The 12,265-nt window shown below is 60.4% G+C and carries 15 protein-coding genes; 10 read left to right on the top strand and 5 right to left on the bottom strand.

The window, feature by feature from the left end; translation table 11 throughout:
* Positions 1–9 precede the first annotated feature (9 nt).
* From accB to aroQ, 3 genes are read right to left on the bottom strand one after another with little or no spacing between them, the layout of a single operon-like run.
* Complete coding sequence (gene accB, locus ABE424_RS10095) at positions 10–498, bottom strand: acetyl-CoA carboxylase biotin carboxyl carrier protein (RefSeq protein ID WP_176988013.1); 489 nt, start codon at positions 496–498, stop codon at positions 10–12.
* A 54-nt stretch (positions 499–552) separates the two neighbouring features.
* Positions 553–975, bottom strand: a complete 423-nt coding sequence (locus ABE424_RS10090) for a lysozyme inhibitor LprI family protein (RefSeq protein ID WP_346490665.1) — start codon at positions 973–975, stop codon at positions 553–555.
* Positions 975–1,424 carry a type II 3-dehydroquinate dehydratase gene (aroQ, locus tag ABE424_RS10085; protein WP_346490666.1) on the bottom strand — a complete coding sequence of 150 codons (450 nt, stop codon included), beginning with the start codon at positions 1,422–1,424 and terminating at the stop codon, positions 975–977. Before aroQ ends, ABE424_RS10090 begins: the two co-directional genes overlap by 1 nt.
* Positions 1,425–1,942: 518 nt before the next feature.
* Here aroQ and ABE424_RS10080 point away from each other — a divergent pair.
* The 10 genes from ABE424_RS10080 to ABE424_RS10035 all read left to right on the top strand — a co-directional run bounded on the left by ABE424_RS10080 (position 1,943) and on the right by ABE424_RS10035 (position 10,145).
* Positions 1,943–3,136 (top strand): heparan-alpha-glucosaminide N-acetyltransferase domain-containing protein, encoded by a 1,194-nt coding sequence (locus ABE424_RS10080; protein WP_346490667.1) that lies wholly within the window; start codon positions 1,943–1,945, stop codon positions 3,134–3,136.
* Between the two features lie 173 nt (positions 3,137–3,309).
* Entirely contained in the window at positions 3,310–4,104 is a 795-nt protein-coding gene (locus ABE424_RS10075; protein WP_346490668.1) for an SDR family oxidoreductase, read from the top strand.
* A 23-nt stretch (positions 4,105–4,127) separates the two neighbouring features.
* Positions 4,128–4,469, top strand: coding sequence for a carboxymuconolactone decarboxylase family protein (locus ABE424_RS10070; protein WP_346490757.1), 342 nt, complete (start codon positions 4,128–4,130; stop codon positions 4,467–4,469).
* 95 nt (positions 4,470–4,564) lie between these two features.
* A complete protein-coding gene (locus tag ABE424_RS10065; RefSeq protein WP_057496159.1) occupies positions 4,565–5,128 on the top strand; it encodes a TetR/AcrR family transcriptional regulator in 564 nt (187 codons plus the stop codon).
* A 113-nt stretch (positions 5,129–5,241) separates the two neighbouring features.
* Complete coding sequence (locus ABE424_RS10060) at positions 5,242–5,925, top strand: DsbA family oxidoreductase (RefSeq protein ID WP_346490669.1); 684 nt, start codon at positions 5,242–5,244, stop codon at positions 5,923–5,925.
* Positions 5,926–6,042: 117 nt separating this feature from the next.
* Positions 6,043–6,597, top strand: a complete 555-nt coding sequence (locus tag ABE424_RS10055; protein WP_346490670.1) for an OsmC family protein — start codon at positions 6,043–6,045, stop codon at positions 6,595–6,597.
* A gap of 75 nt (positions 6,598–6,672) precedes the next feature.
* On the top strand, positions 6,673–7,794 hold the full coding sequence (locus tag ABE424_RS10050) for an alkene reductase (protein WP_346490671.1): 1,122 nt from the start codon (positions 6,673–6,675) through the stop codon (positions 7,792–7,794).
* 40 nt (positions 7,795–7,834) lie between these two features.
* The gene (gene trxA / locus ABE424_RS10045; protein ID WP_019338236.1) at positions 7,835–8,164 is read left to right on the top strand and encodes a thioredoxin; all 330 of its coding nucleotides are present in this window, start codon (positions 7,835–7,837) and stop codon (positions 8,162–8,164) included.
* Between the two features lie 24 nt (positions 8,165–8,188).
* The gene (locus ABE424_RS10040; protein ID WP_346501891.1) at positions 8,189–8,587 is read left to right on the top strand and encodes a thioredoxin family protein; all 399 of its coding nucleotides are present in this window, start codon (positions 8,189–8,191) and stop codon (positions 8,585–8,587) included.
* Positions 8,588–8,702: 115 nt separating this feature from the next.
* Complete coding sequence (locus ABE424_RS10035; RefSeq protein WP_346490673.1) at positions 8,703–10,145, top strand: dihydrolipoyl dehydrogenase; 1,443 nt, start codon at positions 8,703–8,705, stop codon at positions 10,143–10,145.
* 92 nt (positions 10,146–10,237) lie between these two features.
* Here the strand turns inward: ABE424_RS10035 and ABE424_RS10030 are convergent, their stop codons facing one another.
* Entirely contained in the window at positions 10,238–10,780 is a 543-nt protein-coding gene (locus ABE424_RS10030; protein ID WP_346490674.1) for a HEPN domain-containing protein, read from the bottom strand.
* Between the two features lie 107 nt (positions 10,781–10,887).
* On the bottom strand, positions 10,888–12,048 hold the full coding sequence (locus ABE424_RS10025) for an IS30 family transposase (RefSeq protein ID WP_346490758.1): 1,161 nt from the start codon (positions 12,046–12,048) through the stop codon (positions 10,888–10,890).
* Positions 12,049–12,265 lie beyond the last annotated feature (217 nt).

Raw genomic sequence — 12,265 nt, 5'->3', positions numbered from 1 at the left:
GACTAATCCTTAGCCGATCACGAACAGCGGCTGGTCGAATTCGACCGGCTGGCCGTTTTCGCCCAGGATGGCGACGATGGTGCCGGAGACATCGGCTTCGATCGGGTTGAACATCTTCATCGCTTCGATGATCGCCAGCGTTTCACCGGCCTTGACGGCCTGGCCGACCGACACGAAGGCCGGCTTGTCCGGCGAGGACGACGAGTAGAAGGTGCCGACCATCGGCGCGCGCAGCACGTGGCCATCGGGCAGCGCGTTGCCGGCCTTGGCGGTGCCACCGGTGGAGGCTTCGGTCGGCGACTGCATCGGCATCGCCGGGGCGGCGGGCTGTGCCGGGGCCGGGGCCATCATCATCTGCGGCTGGGCCTGCACCATGCCGTAGCCGGAGACGGGGGCGCGCGACAGGCGCACGGACTCTTCGCCTTCCTTGATTTCGATTTCGGCGAGGTTCGACTCTTCCAGCAGGTCGATCAGTTTCTTGATTTTGCGGAGATCCATAGGGGCCTCTTTAGCTCGTGGTGTCAGTGTGGTGGGAAGCGCGGTGCGCTCGGGTCAAAGCAATTCGTAGAAGTCGCGCAGCTGGCGGATACGGTCACGCGTGAGGGTGGTCAGGCAGCGCATCTGCGCGCCATTGCGGGCCGAGCCGTCGGAATTCAACAGGTACACCGCGTCGCAGTCGTGGTCGCGCAGTTGGACCCAGGCGCGCTGGGCCAGCACCAGCTGCTGCTCGGCGTTGCCGCACCAGCTGCAGGCACCGCCGTCGGCCGGGGCGCGCACCTGTCGGCGCGCCTGCGCGTACACGGCATTGAGTTCGACGTCGGCGGCGGCCGCCACGTCCGAGGCGCACAGGTCGCGCTCCATCGTGGTGACCGGGTGCGCGCAGTCGATGCCCTCATCCTCGCGGTCGCCGGCGACGGCGGCGCCACACAGGCAGCCCCACAGCACGACGCTGGCGAGGACACGCGGCAGTGTCATCACGCGGAGGCGGCCGCCAGCCGGGTCAGCGCCGCATCCATCGCATAGCGATAGCTGTCCGCACCGAACCCACAGATCACCCCGACCGCCTTGTCGCTGAAATAGCTGTGCTGGCGGAAGGGCTCGCGTGCATGCGGGTTGGACAGATGGATCTCGATGAAGGGCACGTCCACCGCGGCCAGCGCATCGCGCAGGGCCACCGAGGTATGGGTGAACGCCGCCGGATTGATCAGGATGAAGGCCGTACCATCGTCATGGGCCGCCTGGACCCGGTCCACCAGCACGTGCTCGGCGTTGGACTGCAGCGCCTCCACGGCGTGGCCGGTAGCCTGCGCCTGGGCCAGCAGGGCCTGGTCGATCTGCGCCAGCGTGGTGTGCCCATACACGCCCGGCTCGCGCGTACCGAGCAGGTTGAGGTTGGGGCCATGCAGGACCAGCAGTTTCGCCATGGGTGCCGAACAACAGGAAAGGGCGGAGTCTGGCGGAACTGGTGGATCGTGTCCAGTTCGACGAAGTTACGCGTGTTTCAATCGTGCGTTTGAAATTCGGCGGGGATCCTTGCGGCAGCAGGATGTCATCGTCCTGTGCGGCTCAGCATAGTTGGTGGGGATTCCCACCAACTATGACGCGCGCTCACGATAGTTAGTGGAGATAGGGCCGCTAGTGGCCGAGAGCGGACGCCTGGTCGGACGCACCATCATGCTCAGAAACTCACCAATGGCCAGCTCTCAGGCAGCAGGCAGACGTCCTGAACCAAAGCAGCCCGCGGCGTCTCGTTCCCCGGTGTCACTAGGCGGCAAACGTGGGCGCTTAGCCTCTCCATCTACACGACGAGGGAACGTCAAGAACGGCCAACGTTTGCGGCGTTTAAAGCAACGTTATAACATAGCGCTCTAGAGCACGGTGCCATCACCGTGCGCGTAGCGAAGGCTATCGGCCTGCTGGTGTGGAAATCGTTGGAGAAGAAATGCCTGTTGTGCCCAATTCCCGCCTAGAGGGTCTCCATTCTTCTGGGGGCGTTGGGCAGCGCACTTTCCGCCTACAGAGCATCGATACGCTCCGCGGCTTCGTCATGGTCGTCATGCTGCTCGATCACCTCCGAGAGACCTGGTTCCTACACGTATCGGTTGCAGATCCCATAGACGCCAACACAGCGATGCCATTGCTGTATCTGGCTCGCTTGGCCGCCAGCCTCTGTGCACCAATCTTCGTTGCGCTGACCGGCATTTCGGCCTACCTGTTCAGCACGAAGCACACACTCGCCGAGACACGGATGTACTTGGTCAAACGCGGTCTGGTGTTGATGGCGCTTGAAGTCCTTTTCATCTCCGAGCTTTACTGGGGCGTCGCTAACCCCACGTTCTGGCTCCAGGTGATCTGGTGTATCGGTGTCTGCATGATCGTCCTGGCCATGCTGATCGGCTTACCGCGGAAGCTTCTGCTATTGGCCGGGCTAACCGTGGTCTGCGGGCACAACCTGCTTGATGTCGTTCGTCTGGAACAGGGCCAGCCGTTCTTCACCTTTTGGGCGCTGATGCACCAGCGCGATGTGATCGAGCTGCCTTTCGGCTTCGTTGCCAAGACGACGTATCCGGTTCTGCCGTGGATCGGAGTCATTGTCCTAGGGTACGTGATGGGTCCCTGGTTCCATCCGAGCGTTGATACCGCAACCAGAACGCGACGCCTGCTTGCACTTGGTGGCGCGATGCTCCTCGCCTTTTTCCTGCTGCGCTCTTGGAATGGCTACGGCGACACGCCTTGGTTTGCTGTCGAGGGCGACCTCATGCGCACGACGATGAGCTACCTGGCTCTGACCAAGTATCCGCCTTCACTCCTGTTCCTGTTGCTCACCCTAGGAGTGGGGGCCTTGCTACTGGCAGGGGCTGAGCGCCTGCGCGAAGGACGCCTGACAGCCACGCTGGCGGTCTTTGGCGCTGCGCCCATGTTCTTCTATCTGGTCCACTTGACCGTGCTACGGCTGCTCTATCACTCGGCCTTGGCGATATGGGGACCCACACAGGGAAGTGTCTTCGGTGTGGAGAACTACGGTTGGGTGCTCGTTTGGTATCTGGCGCTGATCATCCCGCTCTACATCCCCACGGCCTGGTTCTCCAGATTCAAGGCGGCGCGGCGCGATATCACCTGGTTGAAGTACTTCTGAGCAGCAGCTTTCAGTTATTTCTGGACCCCAGTGACGCCGGCTTTCCCGAGCACCCAAAGCGCCCCCCCCCTTTTTAGCTGAACGACCTAAATAAAACAGGCCATGGCGCCTGTTGACTCCTCAAAGAACCCGGCGTAGCCTACCTACTAGTCGGGTGGCTAAGGGGCCATGTAATGAACACGAACGAATTCTCAGGTCGCAAGCTCTTGGTTGTAGGTGGCACCAGCGGAATCGGGCTGGAGGTTGCACAGATGGTCGCCCAGCAGGGCGGTGCCGTGGTGGTCGTGGGCAATCGCCCCGAAAAGGCGGAGGCTGCACGGCAGCAGCTTGCAGCTGTAGCCGGTAAGGACAAGGCGTCGGCGCTCGCCGCAGATCTGTCGAACCCGGAAAGCGTGCAGACGTTGCTTGCAAAGCTGGCCGCGGAACACAGTGACATTGACCTCCTCGTCAACACGGCAGGCATCTTCTATCCAAAGGCGTTCTTGGAGCACTCGATTGAGGACTACAACAACTTCCTCGATCTGAACCGCTCGCTGTTCTTCATCACCCAGCAGATTGCAGCCTCGCTGGTCGCGCAGAAGAAGCCGGGCTCCATCGTAAACGTCACTGCTGTGGCGGCACGCCAGGCGATCGAGACGGTAACAGCCCCTGCCTACTCGATGGCCAAGATGGGGTTGGATGCAATGACCAGGCACGTTGCTGCAGAGCTGGCGGAGCACGGCATCCGCGTGAACGCAGTCAGCCCCGGCATGGTGGAAACCAAGATCTTTGAGCGCTTCATCCCCGGCGAGCAACTCACTGGGGCGTTGGATGCATTCAAGAGCTTCCACCCACTGGGTCGCAATGGCACACCGCGCGACGTTGCGGAGACCGTCATCTTCCTGCTGTCTGACAAGGCTTCCTGGGTTACCGGCGCGGTCTGGGACGTGGACGGCGGCGTCATGGCTGCTCGCAAGCTCGGCAATTAAACCAACATACAAAGGTGATCGAAATGGAAAAAAAGTGGACCGAAGAGCTGAAGTCGCTCATCAAGCGTGTCAGTGGCTTCAACAAGGCAAATGCCCCCGTGGCCAGCGCCTTCCATAAGCTGGAGCTGGCCACCCGCGAGGGCAACGTTCTGGACGACAAGACCCATGAGCTGATCTCGCTCGCGGTGGCTGTGACCACTCGTTGCGATGGGTGTATCGCTGCACATGCCGGCGCGGCCAAGAAGGCCGGTGCGACCAAGGAAGAAATCGCCGCTGCCCTGGGCACTGCCATCGCACTCAATGCCGGCGCCGCCTATGTCTACTCGTCGCGTGCCCTTGAGGCGTATGACGAGATTGGTGCGTAAACCGCAGCCCAACGACGGCAGGCAGCTCGTCGTTGGGTATTGACCATCTACCATGTGGTAGGTAGAGTTCATCTAATCAAAGTGGAGGTAGCGAGATGGCCGTTGGCACACGCGACGCGCTGGTTCACACCGCTGAAAACCTGATGCGAACCCGCGGCTACAGCGCCTTCAGTTACGCGGACCTCGCTGAGGTGGTCGGCATTCGCAAGGCAAGCATCCATCACCATTTCCCGACCAAGGAAGACTTGGGCGGGGCAATCGTGGAGGACTACATTGAACGTGTCCGCACCGAGTTCGATCGTGTTGAGGTTCAGCACAGCGATGTGGTTGCCCGCCTTGAAGCCTTCTTCCAGATCTTCAAATCTGGTGACGACGGCAAGTTGCTCCCTCTATGCGGGGCGCTGGCTGCAGAGATGTCCGCGTTGCCACCGAGCATGCAGCAATTGACTCAGCGGTTCTTTGAGATGCAGCTGACTTGGCTCACCCGGATGCTGGAGCAAGGCATCAAGCTCAAGCAAATCCCCAAAGGCAGTGGCGCCAGGCAGAAAGCATTCCTGCTTCTCAGTGTTCTGGAGGGCTCCAGCTTCATCAACTGGGCCACCAAAGACGCCGACTCGTTGCAGCCAAGTGTCATCAGGCTGATCGTCGAAAACGCCTGACTTTATCGCGGTGCTGCCCTCAAGCACTGAGGGGTTCGCACGGCATTTTTTAGAGATGCTTAGCCTACCGACTGAATGGTAGTTCGCATCTACTCGGATTAATGGAGAGCTTCATGAAAACGGTCAAGGTGGACATCTGGTCGGACTACGTCTGCCCGTGGTGCTGGATTGCAAAAAAGCGCTTCGAAAGAGCGGTGGATGCGCTGGCAGGGCAGGTCCAGGTAGAGGTGACTCACAAGGCCTATCGCCTCGCGCGAGGGGTCAAGCCCATGGACTACAAGACGGCTTTGTATCAGAAGCTGGGAAGTCCTGCGGGCGCAGATCGGATGATGGCGGCCGTCAGCACGAATGGCATCCTGGAAGGCTTGGTCTACAACTTCGACACCATGCGCTTCGGTGATACGACGGTTGCGCATGCGCTGGTCAAGAGTATCCGCTCCCCGGTCGTGGCCCAGCTGCTGAGCGAGCGAATCTACAAAGCGGCTACCACCGATGGCATCGACATCTTTGACCAGGACGTGCTGGCCACGCTTGCCAAAGAGGTCGGCGTGACAGACACCTTGTTCGAATTCGACTCTGAGCGCATCGCCGCTGAGATCGGACGCGATGAAATGGATGCAAACCAGATCGCCAACGGCGTGCCGTTGTTCTTGTTCAACAACAAGGTGTTTGTCTCCGGTGCTCGAGAAGTGGACGTATTTGAGCGCGCCATCCTTGAAGCGGCCCGTGAGATGCCAGCTCCAATGATTGTCGCCGGCGAAGGCGAAAGCTGCGGTATCGATGGCTGCGCGCACTGATTCTTTGACCGTCAAAGCAACAGAACTGCTCAGCCAAATCCCAATTCGGTCATGCCCCGGCCTTTAGCGCCCGGATGACCCACCGCGCGTGAGCGCACTCAGAAAGGAACTACGAAAATGACCAACAAGCCCAATGGTATCGACGTCGCCGCTCTTCAGGAATTTGCCAAAGGCGTCGCTGAAGACGCATCCAAGCGTAACGCCCGCTTCAACGTAAAGACGAAGTGGGACGGACAGACCCGTTCTGTCGCCACGGTCAACCATTACTCGATGGCCGGTGTGAAATACGAGCGCCATTTCGAGATTGTTGCCGATGAGCCGAATGAGCTGCTCGGTCAGAACTCGGCTCCCAATCCGCAGGAGCTGCTGATGGCAGCACTCAATGCCTGCTTGACAGTGGGCTACGTGGTGAACGCTGCGGCCATGGGCATCACCGTCCACAGCCTGGAGATCGAGACGGACGGCGAACTGGACCTGCGCGGCTTCCTCGGTTTGGACGAAAGCGTCAACCCGGGCTACGACGAGGTCACCTACGTGGTTCGTCTGAACACGGACGCCTCGCGCGAGCGCTTGGAAGAACTGCACGCGGTGGTGACGAAGACCTCGGTGAACCTGGCCAACTTCTCCAAGGCGATCCGCATGGTCTCCAAACTGGAAGTCGTCGAAGGCTGAGCCTTCAACTGGTCGGACCCTGCCTAACAATCAGCAGTCCCAGCGCGGGGCTGCGCACCCATTAGAGATGCCGCTATGAACAAGCTGTTTACCTCCTTCGATCTGTCCGGCCTGCCGCTGGCAAACCGCGTCGTCATGGCACCAATGACCCGCACGCGCACCCCGGAGAACATCCCCAGCGAGCTGACTGCGCTCTACTACGGGCAGCGCGCCTCGGCCGGCCTGATCATCACCGAGGGCCTTCCCGTCTCCGACGAGGGGCGTGGATACCTATACACGCCCGGCCTCTACACCGATGAGCAGACCGAAGGCTGGCGTAAAGTCACCGCTGCGGTGCATGCCAATGGCGGCAAGATCTTTGCCCAGCTCTGGCACGTCGGTCGGCTCTCGCACGTCTCGCTGCAGCCGGGCAACGTCGCGCCGGTGTCGTCGGGCGACGTGCCGGCGACCACCACGATGGTCTATGCATGGGTCGAGCCTGGCAAGGAAGGGCCGGTGCTGCCGAGCAAGCCGCGCGCCCTGACCACCGATGAGGTCAAGCGTGTCATTCAGGACTTCGCCTCGTCTGCGCGTCGTGCGATGGATGCGGGCTTCGATGGCGTCGAACTGATGGCCGCCAACGCGTTCCTGTTCGACCAGTTCCTGAGCAGCAAGCTCAATACCCGCACCGACCAGTATGGTGGGTCGATCGAGAACCGTCAGCGTCTGCTGCTGGAAACTATCGACGCGGTCGCGGCTGAAATTGGCGGCGACAAGGTAGGTGTTCGCGTGTCCCCGTTTGGTCGCATCTACGATATGGAGGCCTTCGACGGCGAGGCTGAAGCGTGGGCAAGCATGGCCTCGGCTCTGAACGAGCGGGCCTTGGCGTTCGTGCATCTGAACTACCAGACCACGATCTCGGCAGCGGGCACGCCGGCTGGCTTCGGCGCCGCGTTCCGAAAGGCGTACCAGGGCACGCTGATCGGTGCCGGTGGTTTTACCCAGGAACTGGCCGAAGCAGAACTGGCCAAGGGTGAGCTCGACCTGATTGCGTTCGGCACCAACTTCATCTCCAACCCCGACCTGGTAGAGCGGATGAAGAACGGCTGGCCGCTGGCAAAGCCTGATCCGTCCACCTTCTACGGCGTGATCGGAGCCAAGGGTTACACGGACTATCCGACCTACGATGGCGCTAGCGCCGCCGCAGAAGTCGTCTGATCAACTATCCCGCTAATGCGGGCCACAGATGAGGTGTGACATGGCAACCCGTAGCACGACAACCTTCGACTTCGAGTCCGACGTCATTGAAAGCAAGACGCCGGTGCTGGTGGACTTCTGGGCCCCTTGGTGCCCGCCTTGCCGAGCCATCGCGCCTTCCTTGGAAGAGATATCCGATGAGCTTGAAGGCAAGCTCCACGTGGTCAAGGTCGATATCGACCAGAACCCGGAGTTGGCTCAGCGATTTGGGGTGCGGTCCATCCCTACCTTGAAAGTGTTCGTGGATGGCAAGGTCGCCAAGGAGATCGTCGGCGCGATGCCTAAGCAGGCTTTGCACGAGCAGATCGCTCCGTTCGTAAAGGGCGAGTAAGCCACAACCAAGCGGGCGCCCTCTATGGGGCGCCCGCCTAGCAAAGAAGGTGAAGCGATGAACACGTCCGTGCCTTCATGGGTTGGGAAGGTGGAAGAAGTGAACGCCATGGGATTCAACCGCATTGCGCGCTCTACAGCCGATCCTCTTCTGCTCTACATAGGGGCACCATGGTGTCCTCCCTGCAAGACGATGGAGCCTGCTTTCGCTACCGCCGCCGAGGCAATGGGCACAAAGGCCCGATTCCTCAAGGTGAATGCAGCGACGGATCCGCAGCTGTTGGACTCGTTGAGGGTCGCTGCTGTGCCGATGCTCCTGATGTATGACGACCAAGGCCGCGAAGTTGGGCGACTCTTGGGATCGTTGTCTGCAACGCGTATCGCTCTCTGGGCTCAGAAGCGACTCGATAGCGCGGGCGAATAGGCGAGAACCAGAATCTACCAACTGCTCGAATCGGCTCTCCCCAAGGGAAGGCTGGTTCAGTCTCCGTCGATCGTGCTGCAGGCATCTGCACTGCCCTGGCGAAAAGAGGTCTCAGATGACTCGTATCAAGGTTGATGTTGCCATCATTGGCGCCGGCAGTGCTGGCATGACGGCGTACCGCGCGGCCAAAGCGCATACCGACAGCATCGTGGTGATTGAAGGTGGCTTCTACGGAACCACCTGTGCCAGGGTTGGCTGCATGCCGAGCAAGCTGCTTATCAGCGCCGCAGATGCTGCCCATACGCTAAAGCTTGCACCAAACTTTGGTGTCATGCCGGTCATGGTCAAAGTTGATGGAAGGGCAGTGATGAATCGAGTGCGCAAAGAGCGCGACCGCTTCGTGGGCTTCGTCGTGGAGTCAGTCGATGCATGGCCGGAGGAACACCGGCTTCGTGGCAGGGCGAAGTTCCTTTCCCCTCATGAGCTTCTGGTCGGGTCATCTACCATCGTGGAAGCCGATCGCATCGTTGTAGCGACAGGGTCCAGTCCCTTCGTTCCGGAGGGATGGCGTGAGGCGCTGGGCGACAGGCTTCTTGTGAACGATGACGTTTTTGAGTGGACTGACCTGCCCAGCTCAGTGGCCGTTGTTGGCAGCGGGGTCATCGGCCTTGAGTTGGCACAGGCTCTGCATCGCCTTGGAGTGACGGTTCGCCTTTACGGTCGCAGTCGGTTCATCGGGCCGCTGAGCGACCCAGTGGTTGCGGCGGAGGCCACGCGCATCTTCTCCGAAGAGGTTCCTGTAAGCCTGGGCGCAAAGGTCACACCCTCGCTCACCGAGGATGGTCGAGTATTAGTGGTCTCCGAGAATTCTGTGGGTATTCGCAGTACCGAGACGTTCGACTACCTGATTGCGGCGACAGGTCGTAAGCCGAACATGCTCGGAATCGGCCTGGATACTGCCGGCATTGCTTTGGACAGCTACGGGCTGCCCATTGTCGACCGCGCTACCGGCCAGAGCACCTGCCCTCACATCTTTGTTGCCGGGGATGCCAATGGGATGGCCGATATCCTTCATGAGGCCGCCGACGACGGCCGCATCGCAGGCGACAACGCGGGCCGCTTTCCAAGCGTGCGCCCACGTCCGCGCAGGGCGCCTCTGGGGATCGTGTTTTCCACCCCCCAGATCGCGATGGCGGGCGCTACCTTCCGGCAGCTGACCGAGCGCGGTGCCGCCTTCGAAGTTGGGGAGGCATCATTCGCCGACCAGGGCCGCAGTCGGGTCATGCTGGAGAACCACGGGGTAATCCGTGTCTACGCCGACAGCGCCACAGGCGTCTTCTTGGGGGCAGAGATGGTCGGCCCATCGGCCGAGCACATTGGCCATCTACTTTCGTGGAGCGTTCAGCGACGCGATACGGTCCAGCAGATGATCGATAGCCCCTTCTATCACCCTGTTGTCGAAGAAGGCGTGCGGACAGCGTTGAGGCTGCTACACCGGAAGTTGGATCTACCCCTTCAAGCCCCAGAAATCTGCTTGGATTGCGTGCCTGGGGCGTGACCACGAACCACCGTTGCATACATCACCGCATCGTTGCCACGAGGCATCTGGATGAGTGCAGCTACGCCGCGTGTGAACGCCTTAGGGGGCCACTAAAGTTGGCGGTCCAAGACCGCGTCCGTTGCAGCCACCAGTTGCCGGATGAAGTGGATGTGCCGGCGCAGATCGTCCCGTGACACTGCATGCTTGGCAGGTGACCCGCCAGCCGGCCGGCCTGAACGGTGGGCAATGTCACCACGCTTCTTGGCCAGGGCATTTAATTCCGATCGCGCCGCGGCCACCTCGGTTTGGTTCCAGTGCCAGCCCTCCCTGATGTCCAGTCCCAGATACTTCTGGAACATGGGTCTGACTCGATCAGTGCTGGGCGTGTGAAATGTCTTGAGGTCGTTGGTCAGGCTGTTCTGCATGAACCTCGCCAAGTCTGATTCCCCTCTCCCGATCAACACATCCACCGCCTCCACAAGTCGATCCTCGAAGTAGGTTTCGAGTGCCGCCAGGGCCATGACCAGGCTAGCCCTTTTCAGGACCTCATTCTCTGGCGGTGGCGGCAAGGTGTTGAGACGATCGAAGTGGTTGACTAGGTCGACAGCGTCCTGGATCGCGTGGTCAAAGGTCAGGCTGGCTTTGGACGGCATTGGGCTACTCTTTTACTGGATTGTTGCACCTGGTTCGAGCTGTCAACAACTGCCCGGATGTGAAGAATGGCCAATGCCGCGTCATTTGCACGCTTATGGCCTTGGATTCAACCGATCGACGCAACGGTTCGTCGGTATCGCTCGACGGGTGTTTCGTAGCCTAACGTCTTGCGGGGCCGCTCGTTCAGTTGGCGGGCAACTGCATCAAGCTGAGCTTGAGAGATATTGGCAAGGCTGACGCCCTTAGGGAAGTACTGTCGCAGTAGTCCGTTGGTGTTCTCATTGGTGCCGCATTGCCAGGGATGGTGTGGGTCGCAGAAGTAGACTTGGATGTCGGTGGCGAGCGTAAAGCGGCGATGCGCCGCCATCTCTTTGCCGCGATCCCAAGTCAGAGATCGGTACAGTTCCCGAGGCAGGCGGCGGGCACTTTTGATCAGCGCATTCACCACGGTCTCAGAGTCCTTTCCGTCAACTTTGACCAGCATGACGTAACGGGTTTTGCGCTCCACGAGCGTCGCAATCTGGCTATCGCGGTCACCAAATAGCAGGTCGCCCTCCCAGTGGCCAGGTACTGCCCGGTCCTCAACCGAAGGCGGACGCTCACTGATGGAGATCGTGTCTTTGATCCTGCCGTGATCAGCTGTTTTCTGTGTGTGATGCCGTGAGCGGCGCATGGCACGAGTCCGCCGTAGGTGCGCCAACAGCTCCTGCTTCAGGGCTCCTCGGGACTGGATGTAGAGCGTTCGGTAGATTGTCTCGTGAGACACCTGGCGGCTCGTATCTTCAGGATTGGTGCGTTTCAACCAACCGGACACCTGCTGTGGTGACCATTGCTGCTTCAGCTTTGCTGCCACTCTCATCGCAAGCGCTCGATGCAAGCCGAGCTTACAGAGCTTGGGGCGTCGCGCACGCTGCCAGGCACGCTGATCAGCCAGATTCGCTCGATAGCCATTGACCCCATCGTTGCGGTGTAGCTCGCGACTTATGGTCGACGGGGCCCGTCCGAGCGAACTCGCAATGGCACGCATGGACTTCCCAACAGCCACACCCCGGGAGATTTCTTCACGCTCCGCCAAGCTTAATACGCGCTCTGATCGGCGGCGTGGGACTGGCTGGATACCTCCGGACTCGGACAGAACCGAGCGAACCGAGCTATGGTGACGGTCAAATAGAGTTGCAATCTTGTGCAGCGATTCGCCTCGTCGCCATCGCTCCCACATCAGAGCCTTCTGGGCGTCGCTGTAGTAGATCCTTGGCCTGCGCTCCATCTGCAACACTCCTGCTGCCGGTAAGCAGTCTTCAGTGTGTTGCGTCGACCGGTTGAATCCAAGGCCGGGAGCGGACATTGACGAATCAACGCGTCGGATTAGCTACCTACCAGTCAAGGAATTACATGAGCGAGCCCAAGATCCCAGATGAGGTTGAGCAACATCTCAGGCTCAACACGCTTCGGAGGGACCCGGAAGGCGCACCACTGTGCGCCAT

The organism is Stenotrophomonas sp. TWI1149 (assembly GCF_039673155.1).
Classification (GTDB): domain Bacteria; phylum Pseudomonadota; class Gammaproteobacteria; order Xanthomonadales; family Xanthomonadaceae; genus Stenotrophomonas; species Stenotrophomonas maltophilia_AA.
The sequence above is the reverse complement of the archived record's forward strand: the minus strand, read 5'-3'. Positions and strand labels throughout refer to the sequence as shown.

Excerpts from the sequence above, each read along its gene's own strand:
- ABE424_RS10030 (WP_346490674.1), bottom strand. The coding sequence starts at position 10,780 with ATGCCGTCCAAAGCCAGCCTGACCTTTGACCACGCGATCCAGGACGCT.
- trxA (WP_019338236.1), top strand. The coding sequence starts at position 7,835 with ATGGCAACCCGTAGCACGACAACCTTCGACTTCGAGTCCGACGTCATT.
- aroQ (WP_346490666.1), bottom strand. The coding sequence starts at position 1,424 with ATGGCGAAACTGCTGGTCCTGCATGGCCCCAACCTCAACCTGCTCGGT.
- ABE424_RS10050 (WP_346490671.1), top strand. The coding sequence starts at position 6,673 with ATGAACAAGCTGTTTACCTCCTTCGATCTGTCCGGCCTGCCGCTGGCA.
- ABE424_RS10090 (WP_346490665.1), bottom strand. The coding sequence starts at position 975 with ATGACACTGCCGCGTGTCCTCGCCAGCGTCGTGCTGTGGGGCTGCCTG.
- ABE424_RS10060 (WP_346490669.1), top strand. The coding sequence starts at position 5,242 with ATGAAAACGGTCAAGGTGGACATCTGGTCGGACTACGTCTGCCCGTGG.
- ABE424_RS10075 (WP_346490668.1), top strand. The coding sequence starts at position 3,310 with ATGAACACGAACGAATTCTCAGGTCGCAAGCTCTTGGTTGTAGGTGGC.
- ABE424_RS10025 (WP_346490758.1), bottom strand. The coding sequence starts at position 12,048 with ATGGAGCGCAGGCCAAGGATCTACTACAGCGACGCCCAGAAGGCTCTG.
- ABE424_RS10040 (WP_346501891.1), top strand. The coding sequence starts at position 8,189 with ATGGGGCGCCCGCCTAGCAAAGAAGGTGAAGCGATGAACACGTCCGTG.
- ABE424_RS10080 (WP_346490667.1), top strand. The coding sequence starts at position 1,943 with ATGCCTGTTGTGCCCAATTCCCGCCTAGAGGGTCTCCATTCTTCTGGG.
- ABE424_RS10055 (WP_346490670.1), top strand. The coding sequence starts at position 6,043 with ATGACCAACAAGCCCAATGGTATCGACGTCGCCGCTCTTCAGGAATTT.
- ABE424_RS10065 (WP_057496159.1), top strand. The coding sequence starts at position 4,565 with ATGGCCGTTGGCACACGCGACGCGCTGGTTCACACCGCTGAAAACCTG.
- ABE424_RS10070 (WP_346490757.1), top strand. The coding sequence starts at position 4,128 with ATGGAAAAAAAGTGGACCGAAGAGCTGAAGTCGCTCATCAAGCGTGTC.
- ABE424_RS10035 (WP_346490673.1), top strand. The coding sequence starts at position 8,703 with ATGACTCGTATCAAGGTTGATGTTGCCATCATTGGCGCCGGCAGTGCT.
- accB (WP_176988013.1), bottom strand. The coding sequence starts at position 498 with ATGGATCTCCGCAAAATCAAGAAACTGATCGACCTGCTGGAAGAGTCG.